The sequence below is a fragment of the Pelodictyon clathratiforme genome (assembly GCF_982375515.1).
Map to the genome: position 1 here is coordinate 1,180,001 of NZ_OZ455102.1, position 21,205 is coordinate 1,201,205.

Below are 21,205 nucleotides of genomic sequence, written 5' to 3' on the forward strand. Positions count from 1 at the left end.
CATTCCATGCCGTGAGTATTTTGTCATCAAGAAATGCTCTTGGTCTTCTGCTTCTTGCGTGATACAGTTTTGTGCGGGCGTCGTCAAGTGCCGCCCTGATCTCTTCGACTGTTTTTCCGAATGTATCTGCACACTCTTCATCTGTGGCTTGTTGCATCAGGATATTTTTACCGTTGAACTCTCCATGCGGATCGTACTCGGCATTGCCTTCATCCCTGATGCCGTAGGTAAAGGAGAAGATGGTGGCAAGCTCTTCGTCAGCGAGAGTTTCGCGGATTTCATCGGCGCTCCAAAGATAGAGTGCTCCTTCCTGCTTCTGTTCGCTTCCATGAGTGAGAAGAGTGTCGGCATCTTCAGCCGAGTAGAACCCTCCTTGCGGCGATCTCATGTCACAGAGTACATAGTTGAAGATATCCTCTGCTGTCCTTTTGTAGAAGTTGTCGCCACTGCATTGAAAGGCTTCAAGACAGGAGATGGCCAGTTGGGCATTGTCGTAGAGCATCTTTTCAAAATGAGGAACATGCCAGCGTTGATCGGTGGAGTATCGGGCAAAACCTCCGCCACCTTTGCCGATAATGCCGAGATGATCGTGTATTCCTCCCTCCGCCATTTTATGAAGGGTGTGCAGTGCCATTCTGAGGGCCTTTTTGTCTCCTGTATGGTATGCGTGGTTGAAGAGAAAGTTAAGAAGGACAGGGCGAGGGAATTTGGGGGCTCTGCCGAATCCTCCGAACATGGGGTCGTAGTTTGCTTCAAGCCATTCGAAGCATTTTTTCTGAGCCATCTCAGCATCGGGCTGTGAGGAGGGAGTTGTCCTTGACACTGCACCAAGAGAGGCAAAAAAGCTGCCGGATTCGGAAATAATTTTTTCTCGCTCATTTTCCCAATATCGGGTAATGGTGATGAGGATGGTTTTAAATCCCGGCATACCGTAACGCTCTTCAGGAGGGAAATAGCTTCCTCCATAAAATGGATTCAGTTCGGGGGTAAGCCAGACCGACATTGGCCAGCCTCCACGTCCTGTGCTTGCTTGTACATAGCTCATGTAGAGGCGGTCGAGGTCGGGAAGCTCTTCGCGGTCTACCTTGACGGGTACGAAATGAGCATTCAGCAGTTTGGCAATTTCAGGGTTTTCAAATGATTCATCTTCCATGACATGGCACCAGTGGCAGGTGGAATAGCCCACCGACAGGAAGATGGGCTTGTTTTCCCCTCTTGCTTTTTTAAAAGCCTCCTCCCCCCATGCAAGCCACGCAACGGGGTTCAGTGCGTGTTGCAGGAGGTAGGGACTTTTTTCTGCTATCAGGCTGTTTGGCTTGTTTTCTGGTGAGGTCATTGGTCGGGTGTTGGTAGCATGGTGAACAATATATCGATAGATAACCATCAATGGATGGTTGAAAGTTCTTGAGAATTGAAACCATCTGTGAACTCAGCCTGTTCTATAAAGGTTGAGTTACAATAATTAACAATGGTTAATGATGCTTGTCAGGATAATGAAAAGCGCTTTGAGGGGGAAGGGGATAGCCGTTGCGGCTTTTCTTTTGCCTGCTCTTCTTCTTTTTTGTGGATGTGCAGGCAATAATGGTCTGTCGCCTTTGCCGGAGGAGCCTCGTTCAACTGTTCAACTGGAGAAAGGTATGCATTTTAATGAGTTGACGCCCGAAGAGGAGAGGGTGATTGTTTATAAGGGAACGGAAAGAGCATTTACGGGAAAGTACTCCGAGAGCAAGGAGAGGGGCACTTATCTCTGCAGGCGCTGTGACGCGCCATTATTTCGCTCTACGGACAAGTTTGAATCGGGCACCGGTTGGCCGAGCTTTGATGATGCTCTTGAAGGTGCAGTCAAACAGCTTCCTGATGCGGACGGGCGTCGCACGGAAATAGTTTGTGCCAACTGCGGGGCTCATCTTGGTCATGTTTTTTTCGGGGAGGAGATAACGGCAAAAAATGTTCGTCACTGCGTTAATTCCATATCCCTCGGCTTTCTGCCGGAAGCAAAAGCTGCGTCGGTAACACAAAAGGCGATCTTTGCGGGAGGATGTTTCTGGGGTGTTGAGTACCATTTCAATAAGCTGAAAGGGGTTCTTTCCGCCAAATCAGGCTATACCGGCGGTCTGATTGATAACCCCTCCTATAAACAGGTCTGTACCGGTAGAACGGGACATGCCGAAGCTGTGGAGATAGCATATGATCCGGCCCTGGTCAGCTATGAAACGCTCGCAAAACTCTTTTTTGAGATTCACGATCCGACCGAACTGAACCGGCAGGGCCCTGACCGGGGTACGCAGTATCGGTCAGCCGTTTTTTATACCGATGAGGAGCAGAAAAAAGTGACTGAAAAGCTTATTGGTGAGCTGAGGGCCAAAGGATACAAGGTTGTGACAACGGTTGAAAAGGCAGGAACATTCTGGCCTGCCGAGGAGTATCATCAGGATTATTATGAAAAAAATGGTCATGAGCCCTACTGTCATATCTATCAGAAGCGCTTTTAGTTGCGAAGTGGCAGTGTATAAAAGTGGTTTGGTCAAGAGTAAAAACGGTCAATCATAGTGCTGCTGGCAGGGATGAAGGCGGGTATAACCATTTTGAGTAATAAAAAAAGCAGGGCTAAAAGTTATCTCGAGCCCTGCTTTTTTTTATAGTTGTCGAAAAAGCTCACTCTTCCAGTGGCTTGTAGCAGAACCACCAGTCGTAGCAATTCTTCATTCCAGTGCGTTTCTTTGCGTCTTCAATGTTGTTGGCGGGCGGAATGATCACCTGATCTTTCAGCAATGAGTTGGTTGGCCAGTTTGCCGGAATGGCAACTTTTTTGTTGTCGGCAATCTGCAGTGCTTTGACGGCGCGAACCACTTCATCGATGTTGCGACCTATTTCTTGCGGGTAATAGAGGATGAGCCGCACCTTGCCTTTTGGATCCCCAATAAAGACTGCACGAACGGTATTGGATCCTTTTCCAGGGTGCAACATGCCGAGTTGCATAGCAATTTTGTCGTTGGCAGCTACAATCGGAAAGGTGATCTCGATATTCATGTTATCCTTGATCCACTCTATCCACTTGATGTGTGAAAAAATCTGGTCTATCGACATGCCAATAAGTTTGCATCCAAGCTTTTCAAAATCAGCCATTCTCTCCTGAAAACCAAGAAACTCTGTTGTGCAGACAGGGGTAAAGTCAGCCGGGTGGCTGAAGAGAACAAACCACGATCCTTCCAGATCTGCTGGTATGTTCATCGGCCCGTGAGTGGTTTGGACATGTAGCTCAGGGAAATCATCTCCAAGCAATGGCATATTGAGCTCAGAATAAAAGGGCTGTTCATCATAAAGATCCGACATGGCAAAACTCCTTTAAAGTTAGACGGTTATAATTTTCACCAGATAACACAAACAAGGTCACAACAAGATTTCGATTAAGAACAGATACCCCTCCTGCACGTTCCGGTATATCTCAATTTAACAGTGATTTATTATAAAAAGTTTTATTTGAATCAGGGAGGTGATTGCGGGTTGATCCGGTTGATCCGGTCGATCTCGTAATCATGTTATCAGTATATTTACCATCTGTTACGTTGAAGAAATATTATGTTGCATACTGAACTCTCCCTTACGCCTGCTCTTGCAGCAACTCAAGCACCTCCAGAATGGTGTTGCAGACTGAGTAGTAGCTGCCATGTTCTTCACTGACCATATGCTCGGCGGCAATACGGTCGAAAAAGAGCAGCAGCGGATTCCAGAAGCCATTGAGGTTCAGCAGGATGATGGGTTTGTTATGGTGGCCAAGATGTTTCCAGGTGATCACCTCAACCAGCTCGTCGAGAGTGCCGAATCCGCCGGGCAGAACAAGGTAGGCATCTCCCCATTCGGCGAGTTTCATTTTCCGCTCGTGCATGGTTTCAACCACATGCAGTTCGGTGAGGCCGTAATGGGCAACCTCCCGTTCTTCAAGAAAGCGGGGAATGATCCCTTTGACCGTTCCACCCCCCTCCATTACGGCATCGGCGATGCAACCCATCAGTCCGACCCGTCCACCCCCGAATACAAGGCCGATACCCCGTTTGGCAAATGCACGGCCAAGGTCTGAGGCAGCGGTAAAATAGTCGCGAGGGGCGAGGTTGCTTGAACTGCAGTAGACGGTTACAGATGAGATCATGGTGTAGTTAACGGTTAAGGGTGATACTGTCGCTGGCTCGTTGGTAGACATAGGTTTTCGGCTCTTCTATCTTTTTTAAAGAAAAGAGCCTGGAAGCTCTTTCCCATAGATCGGTATCTTCAGCGTACTCCATGTCGCTGAATCCGTCGAGCGCAAAAAAGAGCTCTCTTTTTCCGAAGAGGGTACCACAAAGGATGCACTCCCTGATACCGACAAGAGAGTCAGGATGATAACAGTCTTTGACCGTGATGGTTTCATCGCAGAGAAATCCTCCCGAGAGCATGGAAACATCCTGCATCTCTTCGATGAGGGTGATCCGCGTTTCGAGATGGTTTTTCAGATAGTGGTCGTCACTGTCAAGAAAGGTGATGTAGCGGCCGAAAGAGGCCTGAATTCCTGTGTTTCGAGCGAGTGCAGCTTTCCGGTTGCTCTGTTTCATGTACCGGATATTGGGAAATTTGAGAATGAATGGGTCAAGCTTTTCGAAGGTGTTGTCATTGCTGCCGTCATCGACAATAATCAGTTCCCAGTTACTGAAGGATTGGGCAAGAACGCTGTGTATAGCACATTCAAGATGATTTGCCCGGTTGAAGGTGGGCATGATAATCGAAATGTCGGGTCTGGAGATGCCTTTCATGGTCTTGCAGCTCTGATGGCAAAGGCGCAGACCAGCATACCGGCGACCAGAAAGTTCTGCGCAATGGCATTATAGCGTACATCCATTGTTGCTGGTGATTTTACGAGAGCAAACTGCAGGTAGAATTGCGGGACGACGAGTGCGCCGACAATGATTCCGCAGGTAGTTTGACCAATCAGGAACATATAGCCTGATGCAAGGAGCTGGCCGGCATTGATGAGCACTGCGGCAATCAGTGCAGCATGGGTTTCTCCGAAGACAACGGGGAGCGTTCTGATGCCTACCATCCTGTCACCCTCAATTGATTTGAAGTCGTTGATGGTCATGGTGCCGGTGCTTGAGAGGGTGAAAAGTCCGGCAACGATCAACGATGGCTGAAGCGATGAGAGGGTAAAGGAGGGGTTGTAGGCGATCTCTCCGGCTATCCAGGGTATGATAAGGTAGGAGACGGCAACAATGATATTGCCTGCCCAGAGCCTTTTTTTGAGTTTGATGGGGTTTGCGCTGTAGAGATGCGCATTAATAATGCCGATGACGACGTAAAAACCGATGAGCGGATGGATCAGATAACCTGTGATAACCGAAAAGACCGACCATAGGGCAATCAGGATGGTGGCATTTCTGAGTGAGATGGCGCCGCCGGGTATAGGGCGGTTTGGTTCGTTGATTTCATCAAGATCACGGTCAAAATAGTCATTCAGCATCTGACAGGTTCCACTTGCCAGAGGACCGGTCAGCAGCATGGCGAGGAGAAACTTTATGCTGATCACCTCCTTCCATCCAAAGGCTCCGCTTGCTACGGCTCCGCAGAGAAAGCTCCACATGACAGGAATCCATGTGACCGGTTTAAGGAATCGAATGATCAGTGCAAGTTTTGAGATGTTCTCAGCGGGCATTGGCCGGGCATCAACCAGTTTACGGACACTCAAGGGCGTTTTGAACTCGCTCCGATCAGGCAACTGAGGCTCTGAACTCTTTTTGGCACGAAAATCACTCACACGTACAGACTTAGGTTTGAGAAATGCTGACAGAGTGAAAATAACAGGTTAAACGGAAGAAAGGAATCATCTGTTGCAAAAGAGCACTCTTCTGTGTGCAATATCCTGAAATATCATGAAGATTTTTTTTAAACTGACAAAACAGAGAGGAACTTACGTTGTTATTCATGGTTGCAAAAATCTGTTCCTGTTTTCAACTCATTGTGCTAAAGAGGAGAGGTGTGTTATGGCTGGTCGCAGTTTGCTTGAGGAGATGAAGAAAACCTTTCTGTTTCATGCCATTGCAGCCCATTTCAGTAATGGGCTGATTCCTGTTGCGGTGCTTTATCTGTTGTTGACCCTTTCAACCGGGAGTATCTATTTCGAGCATACCGTCGAACATCTTATTGTCATTGTTCTGATGGCTGTTCCGGTATCTTTTTTTTCAGGCGTTCATGACTGGAAGAAGAAATATCGGGGGGCGAAAGCGCCTGTGTTTATCAAAAAAATAAGGTTATCCGCTCTGCTTTTTCTTTTGTGTGCATCTGCTGTTGCTATCAGGCTTACCATTCCCGAGGTGATGACCGGTCAGGGTATTGAACACTGGCTCTATCTTGCGCTTCTTTTTTCCATGTTGCCTGTTGTGACGCTGCTCGGTCACTACGGAGGAAAACTGTCATCCCAGTCAAGGCAGGCTTCCAAACCGGCATGAGAAAGGGAAGTACTCATTACCAACCGTGAAAATGAACGTGTTTCATGATCGATAGTAACGTGCTGCTTGCGTTTTTTACGACGTCAGTAATTCTTGCGCTCTCTCCCGGCCCCGACAACCTTTTTGTTTTGGCGCAGTCGGCCCAGAATGGGCGTAGAGCCGGGCTTTTTGTAACACTCGGTCTTGCAACAGGGCTGATTGGACATACGGTTGCTGTTGCTTTTGGTCTTGCGGCCATCGTGCATTCGTCGGCGCTCGCATTCACCATTCTGAAAGGTGTGGGTGCGGCATATCTGCTTTATCTTGCATGGCAGGCACTCAGGGCAGCGGCGTTAACCGGGCAGGGGGAGCCGGTTCAGGCTTACTCAATGGGGGCGCTCTATCGCCGGGGGATTGTCATGAACTTGAGCAATCCCAAGGTATCGCTCTTTTTTATGGCGTTTTTGCCACAGTTTGCCGATCCACGTTATGGCTCCATGAGGGGGCAGTTTTTCCAGCTTGGAGCTGTTTTTATTATGGCAACTATCCTTGTTTTCGGTGTTATCAGCTTTTTTGCCGGTGGGTTCGGCGACAAGTTTCGCAATGCAGTTTCTGCTCAAAAAACAGTTAACAGGGTAGCCGCTTTCGTATTTATTGCTCTTGCCATTAAGCTGGCAGTTTCGGAACGATAAAGCAATATCTTTTGTCTTGCAGGAATTCGTTATTTATGATGGAAATATGTACAATGAAGCGATGTTTGTTTTACCCTCGCTTGAAACCAAAAGAACACTCTACCAGACCAATGCCAGACCAGATCCTGATATCTGCGATTTTCCGTTCACGGAAACGGGCCTTCTGTATCTACAGGAAGCCTCCCCTGTCACTATTCCGACAGATAACGTGTTTCGTTGTTTTTTTTGTCATAGCCGTTACGATCACTCCTCTTTTTTTGCTTGCACAAACAGGTGATGATTCGTTGCGCTCACCGTTTCCAATAAACTCATATATCGTAAAGGAGCGAGGTGGGTCTAAATTCCTGATGGCAAAGGATATAGAGAAATCCGTTTCCCCGGCAAGTCTTACCAAGATACTGACTTGTATCATGGCAATTGAAAGTGGTCGACTGGAAGAGGATGTGCTGATTACCAAAGAGTCGACCCTTGTTGAACCCTCAAAAGCGGGGTTTAAACCGGGTGAGAAAATCAGGCTTATCGATCTGGTCAAGGCGGCGATGGTCAACTCAAGCAATGATGCTGCATTTGCCATAGCCATACATCTTTCCGGCGATGTTGAATCATTTGTAGCGGCAATGAACTACAGGGCACAACGGATTGGAATGAGAAATTCCAGGTTCACCAACCCTGCCGGTTTTGATAAAGCTCTCTACGCTGGCAATAGTTCTACGGCAGAGGATCTTTTACATCTTACGGAATATGCAGTTAAAAATCCTGTTTTTAACCAGATCGCCCGGCTTGAACAGGTTGTTTTTACGGAGCAGACAACGCGCAAGGTTTATTCCCTGAAAACCCATAACAAGCTTCTTGATAAATATCCTTATGCTGTTGGTATTAAAACTGGTTATACTTCGACGGCTGGAAGGTGCCTGATTGCCAGAGCGATCAAGGATAACCGTGATATTCTTCTGGTGATGCTGAATGCGAAAACAGATCGATGGACTATTGCCGCTGATATTTTTGACTCGGTTTTTGCAATCAACCGACCGAATGCTGACTGGCTGCGTCAATCGAATCGGAGAAATTCCGGTGTATCAAGGGTTGGTCAAGGAGTGTATAGTATGTCGAAGTCCAGATATCAGATGAAAAAAAAGGTGACGAATGGGGCGAAACAAGGTCATAAGCTGAAAAATCGAGGGGTTGTTTCAGCAAAATCGCTCAAAAAAAACAGAAAGAGAGTGGCGCGTTCCTATGCATCGGTGGTTGGGTGTCATGTCGCTCATGATGATGCGAGTTCTTGAACAGTAATGCAACCATACCAGACAGAGAAAAAAATGATCAAGCATATCGTTATGTGGCGGCTTAAGGAGTTTGAGCAGGGTCATGATAGGCAAACCAATGCTCATCTTGTCAGGGAGAAACTTACCGCATTAAGGGGAAGGATTCCCGGGATGATGGCTCTTGAGGTGGGAGTCGATTTCAGTCGGAGCGATAGCTCTTGCGATATTGTGCTGTACAGTGAATTTGTTGACCGTGAAGCCCTCGAAGCCTATCAGATAAATCCGGAACATGAAGCAATAAAGCCCTTTATCGGCAGTGTCAGTATAGAACGCAGGATTGCTGATTACGAGGTGTCGGTGTAAAACCGAAGGTGCCGATATAAAACCGATAAAGAAGCGGATGTTTTCCCGTTCTCCGCTTCTTTATGGCGTTCTTATTCTTATTGCTTATCCCTGAACGATGCATTCTGCCGGGCAGACAGCAGAGCAGGCTGGGGAGTCAGCGTATCCTGCGCATTCGGTACAGGTACTTGCGTCGATAGAGTAGATATCGTCGCCAGCAACAATTGCGTTGACCGGGCATTCTGGTTCACAGGCTCCGCAGTAAGTGCATTCTTCAGTAATGTAAAGTGCCATAGTGATTTCCTAACTTAAATGGTTGTAAAAAAAAAGGAAAGAACGATTCTGGATAATTTCGTTCAATATAAGATTTTTTTTTAGCTCAAAAAAAAATGGAGCATCACTTAAGGTTATTTGTGCGGCACAATAATCAGACCATGATGATGCAGCCATCAACCGGGCAGACCGCAACACATGCAGCTTCATCATAATAGCCTTTGCAATCTGTACACACTGCTTCATCAACGACATAGATGTCTTCGCCGGGGGTAATGGCGTTTACCGGACATTCCGGCTCGCATGCTCCGCAATAGGTGCAGGTATCAGTAATTCGATGTGCCATGGTTCTCTCATTCAGGATTTATGGAAGATTGTTTTTCTTTGTTGCCATAATTGATGATTTCATCTGTTTTCACGCAATAGTTTAACCTGTTAACCTGAGAAGTGAAAATAAAGTTCTGCTGTTGTGTCTGTCAGGGCTTTTTTTGTTCGTGGATTTCGTAGGCATTGATGATATCGCGCACGAGCTTGTGGCGGACAACATCACTCTTATCCAGATAGACAAAGCTGATTCCCTTGATATTGTTCAGGATTTCGGGTGAACTGATGAGCCCTGAATTTATCTCCTTTGGCAGGTCGATCTGGGTGACATCACCGGTAATGATCGCCTTTGAATTCAGCCCAAGTCTTGTGAGACACATTTTCATCTGTGTATTTGATGCATTTTGAGCTTCATCGAGAATGATGAAAGCGTTGCTCATTGTTCTTCCTCGCATATAGGCGAGTGGAACAATCTCGATAACGCGCTGTTCTATGAGAAGTTTCAGCTTTTCGGCAGTGAGCATCTCCTGAAGAGCATCATAGAGGGGGCGAAGGTAGGGGTCTATTTTCTGAGCCAGGTCGCCGGGTAGAAACCCAAGGCTTTCACCGGCCTCTACGGCCGGTCGTGCAAGCACAATGCGTTTGACTCTTTTGGCTTTCCATGCAGCGACAGCAATGGCAACTGCAGTGTAGGTTTTTCCTGTACCTGCAGGGCCGATGGCAAAAAGAATGTCGTTGTTTTTTGCCTCAGCCACCATTCGCCGCTGGCCATCTGTTTTTGCCCTGACGGTAGAATCTGTTGTTGTGATGATAATATCTTCATCGCCATGATGAGCTGCTTTCAGGGTATGAGCAGGTGAGAGCGCAAGATTGATCAGTGCGTTCAGATCAGTGTCGAGCACTTCGCCATGTTTATTGGCGAGCAAAATCATCTCACTGAAAATCCGTTCCAGCAGGGCAACCTCTTCGTCTCTTCCTCGAAGAGTAATCTGTGTTCCCCGTGCAGTGATCTGTATATCGGAAAACTCATTACGAATTTTTTTCAGGAGGGAATCGTAGGGTCCAAAAAGAATGAGCGGTTCAATGCCCTGAATTTCAATGGTTTTTTCTATGGTCAAAATAACAGGGGGTTATGCATTGGAAGTGGGCTTTGTGTAGTCAAAATATGGATTGGCAGATGCGAGGTAGTGTTGCACATATTCTCTAATACCATCCTCGATTGAGGTGAGCGTTTCGCTGAATCCTGCCTCTCGCAGCCGAGTGATATCCGCGCAGGTGTAGTACTGATATTTATCACGAAGGCTCTCCGGCATGGGTGTGTAGTTGATGAGGATTTGACGATCAAGCGCGGAGAACGTTGCAGCCGCAAGGTCATTGAAGCTTCTTGGTGTTCCGCAGCCGATATTGAAGAGTCCGGTTGCTGAAGGGGTTTCAAGCATCCATGCCATAATTCGGGTACAATCTTTGATGTAGACGAAATCCCTTGATTGTTCACCATCACGGTAGTCTGGCCTGTGCGATTGAAAGAGATTCAATACCCCATGTTCGCCTATCTGATGAAACGCCTTATAGACGACACTGCTCATATCTCCCTTGTGATATTCGTTTGGGCCGTAGACATTGAAGAATTTCAGACCAGCGGCATGATTGAGGATATGGTGCTTCACTGCCCAGTGGTCAAAGAGCTGTTTGGAGTATCCATACATATTCAGTGGTCGGAGTGCAGCCATCCCTTCAATGGCATCACTGTATCCGTTCGATCCGTCACCATAGGTTGCTGCGCTTGATGCATAGATAAGTCGTACTTCATGCTGCATGCAGAACGAAGCAATTTTTTTTGAGTAGCCGAAATTGTTGGCAAGAAGATGGTCGGCATCGGTTTCTGTTGTCGAACTATTCGCGCCCATATGGATGATAGCCGAGATCCCTTCGAGTGCATTTCTTTCGAGCAGGCCGGGAAAAAGCTCTATGGGAATAAAATCGGCAAAATGAAGTCCGGAAAGATTGCGCCATTTTTCTGTGGTTGTGAACCCAAGATCATCGACAATGATGACATTCTCTTCACCTCTTCTGTTGAGCTCCCAAAGCATGGCGCTTCCAATAAATCCTGCGCCGCCAGTGATAACAATCATGGAAAATAAAATATAGATTTGATGCGGTAGCATCGAATATAAAGAGGTGGGTACAAATACAAAAACAAAAGATAATCTTAAAGTTAATGGTTCAGTGACTCACGTACCGCTTTTATGAGCGCATTTAAAGAAAATGGTTTTTGAATGAAATGTGTCCCGGTATCGATCATTTTGTGATTAGAAACAATGTCTGTTGCATACCCTGACATAAAGAGTGTTTTCAGATCTGGTCTGATTGACTGCAGTTTTCTGGAGAGTTCATTGCCGTTCATTTCAGGCATAATCACATCGGTCAGAAGCAGGTTTATGTTGCCTTTATATTGCTTTATCATCTTGATTGCATCACTGGGGGTCGTGGTTGGGAGTACCTTGTATCCCCTGCTTTCAAGCATGAGCTTGCAGAGTTTCAGTATATCAGGCTCATCTTCGACTATGAGTATTGTTTCTGTGCCTCTCTTTTTTTCCGGTTCAGCCTGTTGTTCACTTTCAACGGGATCAGCAGAGTCATTAAAGAGGGGAAAAGAGATTCTGAAGCATGTTCCCTTACCTGGATTGCTTTCACATTCGATAGAACCGTTGTTCTGTTTTACAATGCCATATACTGTAGAAAGTCCCATTCCGGTGCCTTTTCCCACCTCTTTTGTGGTAAAGAATGGTTCGAAAATATGGGGCAGATCCTTTTTTTCAATACCGGAGCCATTATCGCTGACGGCAAGCGTTACATAGTCACCGGGTGCAAGGTAAGGAGGAATGGTAGTACCATCAGTTTGGTCAATGGTTACCAGAGAGGTTTCAATGGTGATTTTGCCTGAACCAGCGATGGCATGGCGTGCATTGATGCAGAGGTTGGCAAGAATCTGGTCGATTTGTGCGGGATCGATCTTGACTTTAATGGGCCTTTTTTCGGGTATCCAGACCAGCGAAATATTCTCGCCGATCAAGCGCCTTAACATTGGCAGCATCTCCTCGACGACACTGTTTATTTTGAGAATTTTTGACATCACGGTTTGCTTTCGGGCAAATGCGAGAAGTTGATGGGTCAGATCGGCAGAGTGTGAGGCCGCTTTGTGGATGATCTCCAGATTGGCATAAATCGGCAAGGCGGGTTCAAGAAGTTCCATGGTCATTTCGGTATGTCCAAGAATCACAGCCATCATGTTGTTGAAATCGTGGGCAATACCTCCGGCAAGCTGTCCCACCACCTCCATTTTTTGGAATTGCTGAAGCTGGCATTGCAATTTTTCCCGCTCCTCGTCGACAAGCTTTTTGGCAACGATGTCCCATGCGATGCTTGCAAGCATGGTGACCCAACGGATATCATCGTCATCATAATCGGATGGTTTATTGACAACTACCAAAATGGCAATGATCCGATCTCCTTGCAGCATGGGAACAACCAGCGTTCGTCTGATAACAGGGTGGGATTGCGGAAGATTATCCTGATATTTATTGCGATCGTAACTATTGTTAATTACAGCTTTTTTTTCCCGCATGATATCAGCCCAGAACTCGGCATTATTCACTGAAGGATGATGTGATTGGCCAACCTCGCTGACAATGTGTTTATTTTTTTGCATGTTGGACGACATGACCTGTATCGTGCGGGATGGGGTAATATTTTCGATAAAGTGACAAAACCCCAAGGCACTGTTTGTCTGTCGTTCAGCTTCGTTGATGGCAGTCAGAAGTAATGTTTCCACAGATTGGGTCTCAGCCATTTCGATCAGGTGCAGGCGAAATGCCGAGAGGGCTTCAAAGTGCTTGCGTTGATTGATATCGTGAATAATACAGTAGATAAAAGCTTTGCCCGTTATCTCGATTTTATTGGCGAATATCTCTACATCACGGATGGAACCGTTCGCTCTGAGGTGACGAAATGAAAAATTGAGTTGTTTTGATGCCAGCCATTTTTTCATGATCTTGTTTACCTCATCGGCAGGGAGAGCATTGATATCATGGAGATGCATCTTTTTGAGTTCTTCAATTGACCAGCCATAAAAGTCCTCAGCCGCTTGATTGGCATCAACGATATTGCCGTTATCAGGATCCAGAATAAGCTGAATGGCTGAATGGCTTTCAAAAAGCTTCCGGAATCGTTCCTCGTTTTCCTGTAACGCTTTTTCTGTTTGTTTGCGTTCGGTAATGTCAATACCCATTCCGACAATGAATGGCTTATCATCGATGATGAAGCGCTTTCCGGTCATGATGAGCCAGCGATACTCCGGCCCTCCCCGCAAGAGTACCCGTCCTTCCCCGGTTACTTCAGTACCAAGGGTGAGAATGTCCCGCATGCTTTCTGCGACAACATGCTGATCGTCGGGATGAATGGTCTCAATGGCATGAAAACTCCCCATCTCTTGTTCAGTTTTTCCGGCAATTTGTTCACGCTGATACGAATTCCATCCTACATATTGTCCGTTGGCATCCAGAATGTAAAAGGTGCCTGGAATGGTGTCGATAATGGTTTTACTGAAGGTCTGCTCATTTTTCAGACTCAGCTCTCTTAACTTCAGCTCAGTCACATCCTGGATAATAATTAACAGTTGAGTGACTTGTCCTTCTGATGAAAGGGTTGGATAGATGGTGTTGCGCAGGATTCGGTTGTTTCGTTCATCCTCCCAGGATATTTGCCTGGCTGTGCAGATGGCCTCGTCGGCTTTTTCTTTTCTTCGTGATGCAAGTTCAGGAGCCAGCAAGCTGTACATATTGGTGCCGATGCACTCGTGCACTCTTTTTTGAAAGCGGGAAGCAAAGGTTTCGTTGGCGTCAAGAATGGTACCCTCAGTATCAATGATAAGCACAGATTCGGGAAAAGATTCAAACCACGCAGGAGTGGCTCTCTGGTAAGGTTCTACAGTCATTCAGGCCTCAGTTATCTTATTGTTCTGCATGAAGGTTAGATCTTCTTTCTGAAAATCATTGCTTTTTCAGTTCGTACCAAAATAATCAGGTCAAGTTATTGCTTCATTCCGGTCATGATCTCCTCGCTGAGCCATGAGTTTTGCATGGAGCAACTGAACTTGCTGAAAAATAAATAAAAAAACCCCCCTGAGTATAACGAATACATCTCTCCATGCAATTTCTTTCATGAAATCGATCTGGATTGAGTTTGTGCCTTGGAGGTATGATTGCTGGGTGTCATGTGGAGGAAGTTGTCGTGCTGAATGGTATCTCCCGATTCAGTACGACAACTTTGTAAAATCTTATTATTAGTACTGTATCCTGTCGTTAACTTGCCTTTAGGTGCCCTAAAACCACTGGATTTTGATTTGCCAGAGACAAGATTTTCCTTCCCCATAACAGCCACAGTCTTACGGTTTCAACTGGCTTTCCAACAATCTCTGCTATCTGAAGATGTTTCAGACCAGATATTTCGCTCAACAGAACGGAGAGTTTCATATCTGCTGCCCAAGGAATCAATGAATCGAGAGGTTGCAGATGGCACTGGTCGCTCTTTTCACCTGTACAGAAATCAGTGTATTGACCAAAGCGGTTTACGTAACATTCACGGAAGCTTTTGAGCAAAACTCTTTCCTCGCTTTCCATACTTGCAGAGAGGTAAGTACAGTAAACCAGGTCGCTTGATACATCCTCGCTTCCCGTCATCCAGTATGCAAGAGAGTATATATTATCGAGAAGATCAAGAGCACTCTTTTTCATCTTTTTCATGTCTGACCCCATTATAATTGGATTTAATTTGTCCTATTTTAATTTATAAAAAAAATGAGGATTATCCAGATTTATTTCAAGAATTGTTTGAAAAAGATGTTTTTTAAGGATAATAAGGTGGCTTTCGGCATTAATGGGTTTGCTCTGTCGGTTTGGCCGTTTTCGAACAACAACATACAGTGGTAATATGAAGAGAGATATACAGTACCTTCTTAATCCGGCATTACAGAATATTGCGACCTATCGGGTTGAGGGGGGACAGCAGGCTGAGATAAAGCTGAACCAGAACGAAAGTCCTTTTGATGTGCCGATGTGGCTCAAGGAGGAGATTACAGGAGAGTTTATCAAGGAACCCTGGAATCGGTATCCGGATATTCTTCCCTACAGGGGAATGCAGGTTTATGCGGATTTTCTTGGCATTTCGCCTGATTCCGTAATGATGAGCAACGGATCGAACGAAATGCTCTACACCATATTTCTTGCCTGTCTTGGACCTGGCAGGAAGGTGCTGATTCCTGACCCTTCATTTTCGCTGTACGAAAAAATTGCGCTACTTCTTCAGTCGCAGATTGTCACGGTTCCCATGCTTCCTGATCTTGATTTTGATCTGGAGGCAATTCTGCGTACTGCACATGATGAAGCTGTTGATTTTATTGTCATCTCCACACCGAACAATCCTACAGGAAAATCACTCACGTTTGAAGAGGTTCGTCTTATTGCACAATCTTCTGATGCCATCGTTCTGGTTGATGAGGCCTATATTGAGTTCTCACGGCAACGCTCTGTTCTTGAACTGATAGACGAACTGCCGAATCTTGTTGTGCTTCGGACTATGTCCAAAGCAATCGCTCTGGCAGGAATTCGTATTGGTTTTGCGCTTGCCAATCCTCTTCTGATGGCTGAAATCGCCAAACCGAAAATTCCTTTTGCATCAAGCAGACTTGCCGAGATAACACTTTCAATGGTGCTGGCAAATTACTCTCTTGTTACTGACGCTGTATCCTATATTCTACATGAACGGGAAAAGCTCTATACCGCAATGCTTACCATTGATGGTGTTGAGCCTTTTGTGAGTGATACTAATTTTTTGATTATCAGAGTCTCCGATGCGGGTTCCGTGTTTCAAAACCTTCAGAGCCAGGGTATTTTGGTGAGAAATGTTTCCGGTTACCGGCTCATGGAAAACTGCCTGAGATTTAATGTTGGTCTCGTTGATGAAAATCAGCAGCTCATTGCAAAACTGAGGCAGTTTTAGCCATGCAGGGCTTCAGAAAATTATCCGGTATTGAGATGAACCGACTGAGTGTGGAGCATTATTGCCAGTCGCCAAAGCATCCTCTTGTCTTGATGCTCCATAATATTCGCAGTATGTGGAATGTCGGTTCGATGTTTCGTTCGGCTGATGCTGCAAGGATCGAAAAAATTATACTTTCTGGCTATACGGCAACTCCGCCAAGAAAAGAGATCGCCAAAACAGCTCTGGGAGCACAGGATACGGTTGTTTGGGAGTATCATGCCGATCCACTTGAGGCTGTTTGCAGCATGAAGCGAGAGGGTGTGAGAATTTGTGGATTGGAGATTACGGAGGGAAGTCGTCCCTACACGGCAGTGAATGCGGGGGATTTTCCAATCTGTCTTGTCGTCGGTAATGAAGTGGATGGTCTTGAAAATGAGATACTTGATTCATGTGATGATGTACTTGAAATCCCCCAATACGGGACCAAGCATTCGTTAAACGTCGCGGTTGCTGCTGGTATTGCTCTTTTTGAGTTGGTGCATGTTTTTAGAAGAAGTGTGTAACTTTTTGTTTTTTGTTTTTGTTTTGTTTACTTGGAGACTAATCGCTTATAACCGCGTTTTTCGATGCTTCATTACAAGACATATGAGTTGGATGATCCGGAAGCTCCCTGGGTTGTTTTTGTTCACGGGGCTGGAGGCAGTTCTTCAATATGGTTTATGCAAATAAAAGAGTTCATCAGGCATTTTAATGTTCTGCTTGTTGATCTCCGCGGGCATGGCAAGTCGAAAAGCATTGTTGTTCCCAAAGATAAACACTATTACGACTTTGGGGATGTTACCCGTGATATTCTTGAGGTTCTCGACACTCTGAATATCCAGAAAGCACACTTCATCGGCATTTCACTCGGAACCATCATTATTCGTAATCTCAGCGAAATTGCTCCCGGCAGGGTCACTTCCATGATTATGGGTGGGGCTATCATAAGGTTGAATGTACGGGCAAAAGTGCTTGTTACCCTTGGAAACATGTTCAAGAGGTTCGTTCCCTACATGTGGCTTTACAGTTTTTTTGCGTGGATTATTATGCCAAGCGAGCGACATAAACGCTCAAGGTTGCTCTTTGTCAATGAAGCCAAGAAGGTGGCTCAGAAGGAGTTTATGCGCTGGTTCACATTGACCTATGAGATCACGCCACTGTTAAAATATTTTGAAGAGAAAGATACAGCAATTCCTACGCTCTACCTTATGGGTGACGAAGATCATATGTTTCTTCCTGCTGTTCGTTACATCATAACGAAACATACCAATTCGTGGCTTGAGGTGATCGGAAATTCCGGTCATGTCTGTAATGTCGATCAACCCAAGGAGTTTAATTCCCGCGCGATTCACTTTTTGAAAAGCATGTCGTCGGTCACCTCGACTGAAGAATCAGTAGTACGTTTGGCAGCCTGTTAGGTTACAGGCTTGTTGTAGTTGTTCATGGCATGTTCAATCCCGTTGATTGTAAAATCAAGAGCGGCATCGCTAGTGATCGGCAGTATTTTTTCCATGACCACCTTTTCATTTTCACTGAATTTTCCGAGTACAAAAGAGGAAAAAGAGGTTAATGACGTTTCGTCAACTCTGATACCAATCCGCAAACGGGCAAATTCTTCACTTCCGAGCGATTCGATAATGTGCTTCAGCCCGTTCTGTCCCCCCGCAGACCCTTTTGCCCTGAGCCGTATGGTGCCTGAGGGAAGATTGAGGTCATCACAAATTATCAGTATGTCATTTCTCACGATTTTGTAAAAATTCATTGCCGCTACGACTGCGTGCCCTGAGAGGTTCATATAGGTCATCGGTTTAATTATGATGACCTGCTCTCCTCTGTGTGTGATTTTTGCTTCAAGGGATTTCCCCTTTCCCTTACTGAAGTTTGCCCCGAAAGAGGCAGCAATTTTTTCAACAGCAGAGAAGCCGATGTTGTGCCTTGTACCGATGTACCGGGATTCAGGATTTCCGAGACCCACAATGAGTTTCATAGCAAAAAGAGTAAATCCGGAGGGGTGGTTCCGGTATTGAGGCAAAAGAGTTCAAAGAGGACGGGATAAATATACGGAGAGGAGTGGCAAAATCTGTAACAACCGTTCATTTCGAGTGTTAAAAACAGGAAATACTCTCCGGTTAAATCTTGTGATATGCTTGGGAAGTTCTTCAAAAGCTATTGAGATTCATGAAAAAAGTTGCAAATTAGAGCTTCCTGTTTGTGACAGGAGAGTTCCTTGTCATGGTTCTGTTGATAGTATTTTTTTTCTTGAATTAAAAAAAACAATGAAAAAAAAAGTACAATGAAAAAACCGTTCAATGTAACATGGTTGGCCAGAGCTGTATCAGTTCTGGGAGGCCTTGGTGTGTTGCTGCAGGCCCCGAATGCCTTTGCCAGCGAGGCAGATTTGATCCTGCCTGATTTACACTCAGGTCTTTTTTTTGGTGGAATACCTGGTGACACCCTTTTGATGTGGGGTCTTGCTATCTGCCTCTTCGGTATGCTCTTCGGTGTAGTACAGTACATGGGTATCCGCAAACTCCCTGTTCACAATGCAATGCGCGAGATCAGCGAACTGATCTACGAAACCTGTAAAACCTATCTGATTACGCAGGGCAAATTCATTCTTGTTCTCTGGGTTCTTATCGGTGCCATTATTGTCGCCTACTTCGGCTGGCTGAGCCACATGGAGACAATAAAGGTTGTTTTCATTCTTGTTGCAAGTCTTATCGGTATTCTCGGAAGCTACACTGTTGCCTGGTTCGGCATGAGGATCAACACCTTTGCAAACTCAAGAACGGCATTTGCCAGTCTTGGTGGCAAACCCTTCCCGACCTATGCCATTCCGCTTCGGGCAGGTATGAGTATCGGTATGCTGCTCATCAGCATTGAGCTGTTTGTCATGCTTTGTATTCTTCTTTTTGTTCCTGCCGATTTTGCTGGACCTTGCTTTATCGGCTTTGCTATCGGTGAATCTCTCGGTGCTTCGGTGCTTCGTATTGCTGGTGGTATCTTCACCAAGATTGCCGACATCGGTTCCGATCTCATGAAGATTGTCTTTAAGATCAAGGAGGATGATGCCCGTAACCCTGGCGTTATTGCTGACTGTGCCGGTGACAATGCCGGTGACTCGGTTGGACCTACGGCTGATGGTTTTGAAACCTACGGTGTTACCGGTGTTGCCCTCATCTCCTTTATTCTTCTTGCCATCAAGGCACCTGAAGTTCAGGTCATGTTGCTTGTCTGGATATTCGCCATGCGGCTTGTGATGATTCTCGCCAGCGCGGTCTCCTACTGGGTCAATGCAGCTATTGCCAGAATGAGATTCAGCAATGCCGACGAGATGAACTTTGAGACCCCGCTGATCACGCTGGTGTGGCTTACCTCCGTTGTCTCGATTGTGCTTACCTACATCGCATCCTGGTACCTGATCAGCAATCTTGGTGATGGCACCATGTGGTGGAAGCTCGCATCAATCATCACCTGCGGAACCATTGCCGGTGCTCTTATTCCTGAACTGGTGAACCGCTTTACCTCAACAGAGTGTGCCCACGTCCGCAACGTTGTGCAGTGCACCAAAGAGGGTGGAGCTGCCCTGAACATTCTCGCAGGTCTTGTTGCCGGTAACTTCAGCGCTTACTGGATGGGCCTTGCCATTGTCGGCCTTATGGGTGCAGCCTATGGCCTCAGCACCCTTGGCATCACTACTCTTGGCCTTACTCCCGAGCTTATTGCCTCGCAGGGGCTCCTGACTGTTGGCATCGATAAGGTGATCATGCTTGCACCTTCTGTTTTTGCTTTCGGTCTGGTTGCCTTCGGCTTCCTGAGCATGGGCCCGGTCACCATCGCAGTTGACTCCTACGGTCCGGTTACCGACAACGCACAGTCGGTCTATGAGCTTTCATTGATCGAAAATGTTTCGGCCAAAGAGATTGAGAGTGAGTTTGGTTTCAAGCCGGACTTTACCAATGCAAAACGCTACCTTGAAGCCAACGATGGTGCAGGTAACACCTTCAAGGCAACAGCCAAGCCGGTGCTTATCGGTACTGCTGTGGTCGGCTCGACCACGATGATCTTCTCAATCATCATGATTCTTACCAACGGTCTTGCTGATGTTTCGGCAATCGCCAAACTCTCCATTCTGTCGCCGCCATTCCTGCTCGGTCTTATGATGGGTGGCGCGGTGATCTACTGGTTTACCGGTGCCTCAATGAATGCGGTGACTACAGGCGCTTACTTCGCCGTTGAATTCATCAAGAAGAACATCAAGCTTGATGCCTCCGTTGAAAAAGCATCTATTGAGGACAGCAAGAAGGTGGTCGAAATCTGTACGAAGTTTGCGCAGAAGGGCATGATCAACATCTTCCTGACCATCTTTTTCACGACGCTTGCCTTTGCCTGTCTTGATTCATTCTTCTTTATTGGCTACCTGATCTCCATTGCTCTTTTCGGTCTCTACCAGGCTATCTTTATGGCCAATGCTGGCGGTGCGTGGGACAATGCGAAGAAGCTTGTTGAAACCGAGCTCAACGCCAAAGGTACCGAGTTGCATGATGCATCAATTGTCGGTGATACGGTCGGCGATCCGTTCAAGGACACCTCTTCGGTTGCTCTGAACCCGATCATCAAGTTCACCACGCTTTTCGGTCTGCTTGCCATCGAGCTTGCCATCAAGCTTCCTTCGCAGCTTGCCGTCAGTCTTGCAGCGATTTTCTTCCTGCTTTCGCTGGTTTTTGTCCATCGCTCCTTCTTCTCCATGAGAATCAAGGTCGACGAACACTAAATTGTTGTT

21 protein-coding genes (1 of these 21 only partly in view) are annotated in these 21,205 nt (G+C 46.3%); 9 read left to right on the forward strand and 12 right to left on the reverse strand.

The annotated features are described in order from the left end of the window. Positions 1-1,384: the 5' portion of a thioredoxin domain-containing protein gene (locus AC56AD_RS05720; protein ID WP_012507907.1), read on the reverse strand. It extends 830 nt beyond the left edge of the window; 1,384 of the gene's 2,214 nt are visible here — the first part of the coding sequence; the start codon lies at positions 1,382-1,384; its stop codon lies off the left edge, out of view. Between the two features lie 253 nt (positions 1,385-1,637). Between AC56AD_RS05720 and AC56AD_RS05725 the strand changes: the two genes are divergently transcribed. Further along, a complete protein-coding gene (locus AC56AD_RS05725) occupies positions 1,638-2,492 on the forward strand; it encodes a bifunctional methionine sulfoxide reductase B/A protein (RefSeq protein WP_041526721.1) in 855 nt (284 codons plus the stop codon). A 163-nt stretch (positions 2,493-2,655) separates the two neighbouring features. On the opposite strand, the gene AC56AD_RS05730 is transcribed toward AC56AD_RS05725, so the two are convergent. The 4 genes from AC56AD_RS05730 to chlG form a co-directional block, all read right to left on the reverse strand. Continuing rightward, positions 2,656-3,333, reverse strand: coding sequence for a peroxiredoxin (locus AC56AD_RS05730; RefSeq protein WP_012507909.1), 678 nt, complete (start codon positions 3,331-3,333; stop codon positions 2,656-2,658). 268 nt (positions 3,334-3,601) lie between these two features. Continuing rightward, entirely contained in the window at positions 3,602-4,147 is a 546-nt protein-coding gene (locus tag AC56AD_RS05735) for an LOG family protein (protein ID WP_012507910.1), read from the reverse strand. A gap of 7 nt (positions 4,148-4,154) precedes the next feature. Next, positions 4,155-4,784 (reverse strand): glycosyltransferase family 2 protein, encoded by a 630-nt coding sequence (locus tag AC56AD_RS05740; RefSeq protein ID WP_012507911.1) that lies wholly within the window; start codon positions 4,782-4,784, stop codon positions 4,155-4,157. Then, positions 4,781-5,782 (reverse strand): chlorophyll synthase ChlG, encoded by a 1,002-nt coding sequence (chlG, locus tag AC56AD_RS05745; RefSeq protein WP_012507912.1) that lies wholly within the window; start codon positions 5,780-5,782, stop codon positions 4,781-4,783. Before chlG ends, AC56AD_RS05740 begins: the two co-directional genes overlap by 4 nt. 226 nt (positions 5,783-6,008) lie before the next feature. Between chlG and AC56AD_RS05750 the strand changes: the two genes are divergently transcribed. The 4 genes from AC56AD_RS05750 (at position 6,009) to AC56AD_RS05765 (ending at position 8,769) form a co-directional block, all read left to right on the forward strand. After that, positions 6,009-6,473 carry a hypothetical protein gene (locus AC56AD_RS05750; protein ID WP_012507913.1) on the forward strand — a complete coding sequence of 155 codons (465 nt, stop codon included), beginning with the start codon at positions 6,009-6,011 and terminating at the stop codon, positions 6,471-6,473. Positions 6,474-6,517: 44 nt separating this feature from the next. Then, positions 6,518-7,144: a LysE family translocator gene (locus tag AC56AD_RS05755; RefSeq protein WP_012507914.1), complete on the forward strand. Its 627-nt coding sequence runs from the start codon at positions 6,518-6,520 to the stop codon at positions 7,142-7,144. 347 nt (positions 7,145-7,491) lie between these two features. Next, complete coding sequence (locus AC56AD_RS05760) at positions 7,492-8,427, forward strand: D-alanyl-D-alanine carboxypeptidase family protein (RefSeq protein WP_397233814.1); 936 nt, start codon at positions 7,492-7,494, stop codon at positions 8,425-8,427. A 33-nt stretch (positions 8,428-8,460) separates the two neighbouring features. Continuing rightward, the gene (locus tag AC56AD_RS05765; protein WP_041526723.1) at positions 8,461-8,769 is read left to right on the forward strand and encodes a Dabb family protein; all 309 of its coding nucleotides are present in this window, start codon (positions 8,461-8,463) and stop codon (positions 8,767-8,769) included. Between the two features lie 84 nt (positions 8,770-8,853). On the opposite strand, the gene AC56AD_RS05770 is transcribed toward AC56AD_RS05765, so the two are convergent. From AC56AD_RS05770 to AC56AD_RS05795, 6 genes are all read right to left on the reverse strand, one after another. Continuing rightward, on the reverse strand, positions 8,854-9,042 hold the full coding sequence (locus AC56AD_RS05770; RefSeq protein WP_012507917.1) for a 4Fe-4S binding protein: 189 nt from the start codon (positions 9,040-9,042) through the stop codon (positions 8,854-8,856). Positions 9,043-9,175: 133 nt separating this feature from the next. Then, positions 9,176-9,367, reverse strand: coding sequence for a 4Fe-4S binding protein (locus tag AC56AD_RS05775; RefSeq protein ID WP_012507918.1), 192 nt, complete (start codon positions 9,365-9,367; stop codon positions 9,176-9,178). 130 nt (positions 9,368-9,497) lie between these two features. After that, entirely contained in the window at positions 9,498-10,463 is a 966-nt protein-coding gene (locus AC56AD_RS05780; protein WP_012507919.1) for a PhoH family protein, read from the reverse strand. A 12-nt stretch (positions 10,464-10,475) separates the two neighbouring features. After that, positions 10,476-11,477, reverse strand: coding sequence for an ADP-glyceromanno-heptose 6-epimerase (gene rfaD / locus AC56AD_RS05785; protein ID WP_012507920.1), 1,002 nt, complete (start codon positions 11,475-11,477; stop codon positions 10,476-10,478). Positions 11,478-11,560: 83 nt separating this feature from the next. Next, positions 11,561-14,338 carry a PAS domain-containing hybrid sensor histidine kinase/response regulator gene (locus tag AC56AD_RS05790; RefSeq protein WP_012507921.1) on the reverse strand — a complete coding sequence of 926 codons (2,778 nt, stop codon included), beginning with the start codon at positions 14,336-14,338 and terminating at the stop codon, positions 11,561-11,563. 367 nt (positions 14,339-14,705) lie between these two features. Beyond that, positions 14,706-15,146 (reverse strand): RNA polymerase sigma24 factor, encoded by a 441-nt coding sequence (locus AC56AD_RS05795; RefSeq protein ID WP_041526724.1) that lies wholly within the window; start codon positions 15,144-15,146, stop codon positions 14,706-14,708. A gap of 187 nt (positions 15,147-15,333) precedes the next feature. Between AC56AD_RS05795 and hisC the strand changes: the two genes are divergently transcribed. The 3 genes from hisC to AC56AD_RS05810 all read left to right on the forward strand — a co-directional run bounded on the left by hisC (position 15,334) and on the right by AC56AD_RS05810 (position 17,840). After that, positions 15,334-16,401 (forward strand): histidinol-phosphate transaminase, encoded by a 1,068-nt coding sequence (gene hisC / locus AC56AD_RS05800; protein ID WP_012507923.1) that lies wholly within the window; start codon positions 15,334-15,336, stop codon positions 16,399-16,401. A 2-nt stretch (positions 16,402-16,403) separates the two neighbouring features. Then, positions 16,404-16,946, forward strand: coding sequence for an RNA methyltransferase (locus AC56AD_RS05805; RefSeq protein WP_012507924.1), 543 nt, complete (start codon positions 16,404-16,406; stop codon positions 16,944-16,946). Between the two features lie 63 nt (positions 16,947-17,009). Beyond that, positions 17,010-17,840 (forward strand): alpha/beta fold hydrolase, encoded by an 831-nt coding sequence (locus AC56AD_RS05810; RefSeq protein WP_012507925.1) that lies wholly within the window; start codon positions 17,010-17,012, stop codon positions 17,838-17,840. Here the strand turns inward: AC56AD_RS05810 and pth are convergent. Then, positions 17,837-18,409, reverse strand: coding sequence for an aminoacyl-tRNA hydrolase (pth, locus tag AC56AD_RS05815; RefSeq protein WP_012507926.1), 573 nt, complete (start codon positions 18,407-18,409; stop codon positions 17,837-17,839). The two genes, AC56AD_RS05810 and pth, sit on opposite strands and share 4 nt — an antisense overlap. Positions 18,410-18,715: 306 nt before the next feature. On the opposite strand from pth, the gene AC56AD_RS05820 reads away from it, so the two are divergent. Beyond that, positions 18,716-21,196, forward strand: coding sequence for a sodium-translocating pyrophosphatase (locus tag AC56AD_RS05820; RefSeq protein ID WP_012507927.1), 2,481 nt, complete (start codon positions 18,716-18,718; stop codon positions 21,194-21,196). The last annotated feature ends 9 nt before the right edge of the window (positions 21,197-21,205 follow it).

What these genes read in the sequence shown, in the direction of transcription:
- AC56AD_RS05805 (WP_012507924.1), top strand. Translation starts at nt 16,404, where the DNA reads ATGCAGGGCTTCAGAAAATTATCCGGTATTGAGATGAACCGACTGAGT.
- AC56AD_RS05790 (WP_012507921.1), bottom strand. Translation starts at nt 14,338, where the DNA reads ATGACTGTAGAACCTTACCAGAGAGCCACTCCTGCGTGGTTTGAATCT.
- AC56AD_RS05820 (WP_012507927.1), top strand. Translation starts at nt 18,716, where the DNA reads ATGAAAAAACCGTTCAATGTAACATGGTTGGCCAGAGCTGTATCAGTT.
- AC56AD_RS05725 (WP_041526721.1), top strand. Translation starts at nt 1,638, where the DNA reads ATGCATTTTAATGAGTTGACGCCCGAAGAGGAGAGGGTGATTGTTTAT.
- hisC (WP_012507923.1), top strand. Translation starts at nt 15,334, where the DNA reads ATGAAGAGAGATATACAGTACCTTCTTAATCCGGCATTACAGAATATT.
- AC56AD_RS05730 (WP_012507909.1), bottom strand. Translation starts at nt 3,333, where the DNA reads ATGTCGGATCTTTATGATGAACAGCCCTTTTATTCTGAGCTCAATATG.
- AC56AD_RS05735 (WP_012507910.1), bottom strand. Translation starts at nt 4,147, where the DNA reads ATGATCTCATCTGTAACCGTCTACTGCAGTTCAAGCAACCTCGCCCCT.
- AC56AD_RS05760 (WP_397233814.1), top strand. Translation starts at nt 7,492, where the DNA reads ATGGCAAAGGATATAGAGAAATCCGTTTCCCCGGCAAGTCTTACCAAG.
- pth (WP_012507926.1), bottom strand. Translation starts at nt 18,409, where the DNA reads ATGAAACTCATTGTGGGTCTCGGAAATCCTGAATCCCGGTACATCGGT.
- AC56AD_RS05775 (WP_012507918.1), bottom strand. Translation starts at nt 9,367, where the DNA reads ATGGCACATCGAATTACTGATACCTGCACCTATTGCGGAGCATGCGAG.
- AC56AD_RS05765 (WP_041526723.1), top strand. Translation starts at nt 8,461, where the DNA reads ATGATCAAGCATATCGTTATGTGGCGGCTTAAGGAGTTTGAGCAGGGT.
- AC56AD_RS05810 (WP_012507925.1), top strand. Translation starts at nt 17,010, where the DNA reads ATGCTTCATTACAAGACATATGAGTTGGATGATCCGGAAGCTCCCTGG.
- AC56AD_RS05770 (WP_012507917.1), bottom strand. Translation starts at nt 9,042, where the DNA reads ATGGCACTTTACATTACTGAAGAATGCACTTACTGCGGAGCCTGTGAA.
- AC56AD_RS05795 (WP_041526724.1), bottom strand. Translation starts at nt 15,146, where the DNA reads ATGAAAAAGATGAAAAAGAGTGCTCTTGATCTTCTCGATAATATATAC.
- AC56AD_RS05740 (WP_012507911.1), bottom strand. Translation starts at nt 4,784, where the DNA reads ATGAAAGGCATCTCCAGACCCGACATTTCGATTATCATGCCCACCTTC.
- AC56AD_RS05750 (WP_012507913.1), top strand. Translation starts at nt 6,009, where the DNA reads ATGGCTGGTCGCAGTTTGCTTGAGGAGATGAAGAAAACCTTTCTGTTT.
- AC56AD_RS05755 (WP_012507914.1), top strand. Translation starts at nt 6,518, where the DNA reads ATGATCGATAGTAACGTGCTGCTTGCGTTTTTTACGACGTCAGTAATT.
- rfaD (WP_012507920.1), bottom strand. Translation starts at nt 11,477, where the DNA reads ATGATTGTTATCACTGGCGGCGCAGGATTTATTGGAAGCGCCATGCTT.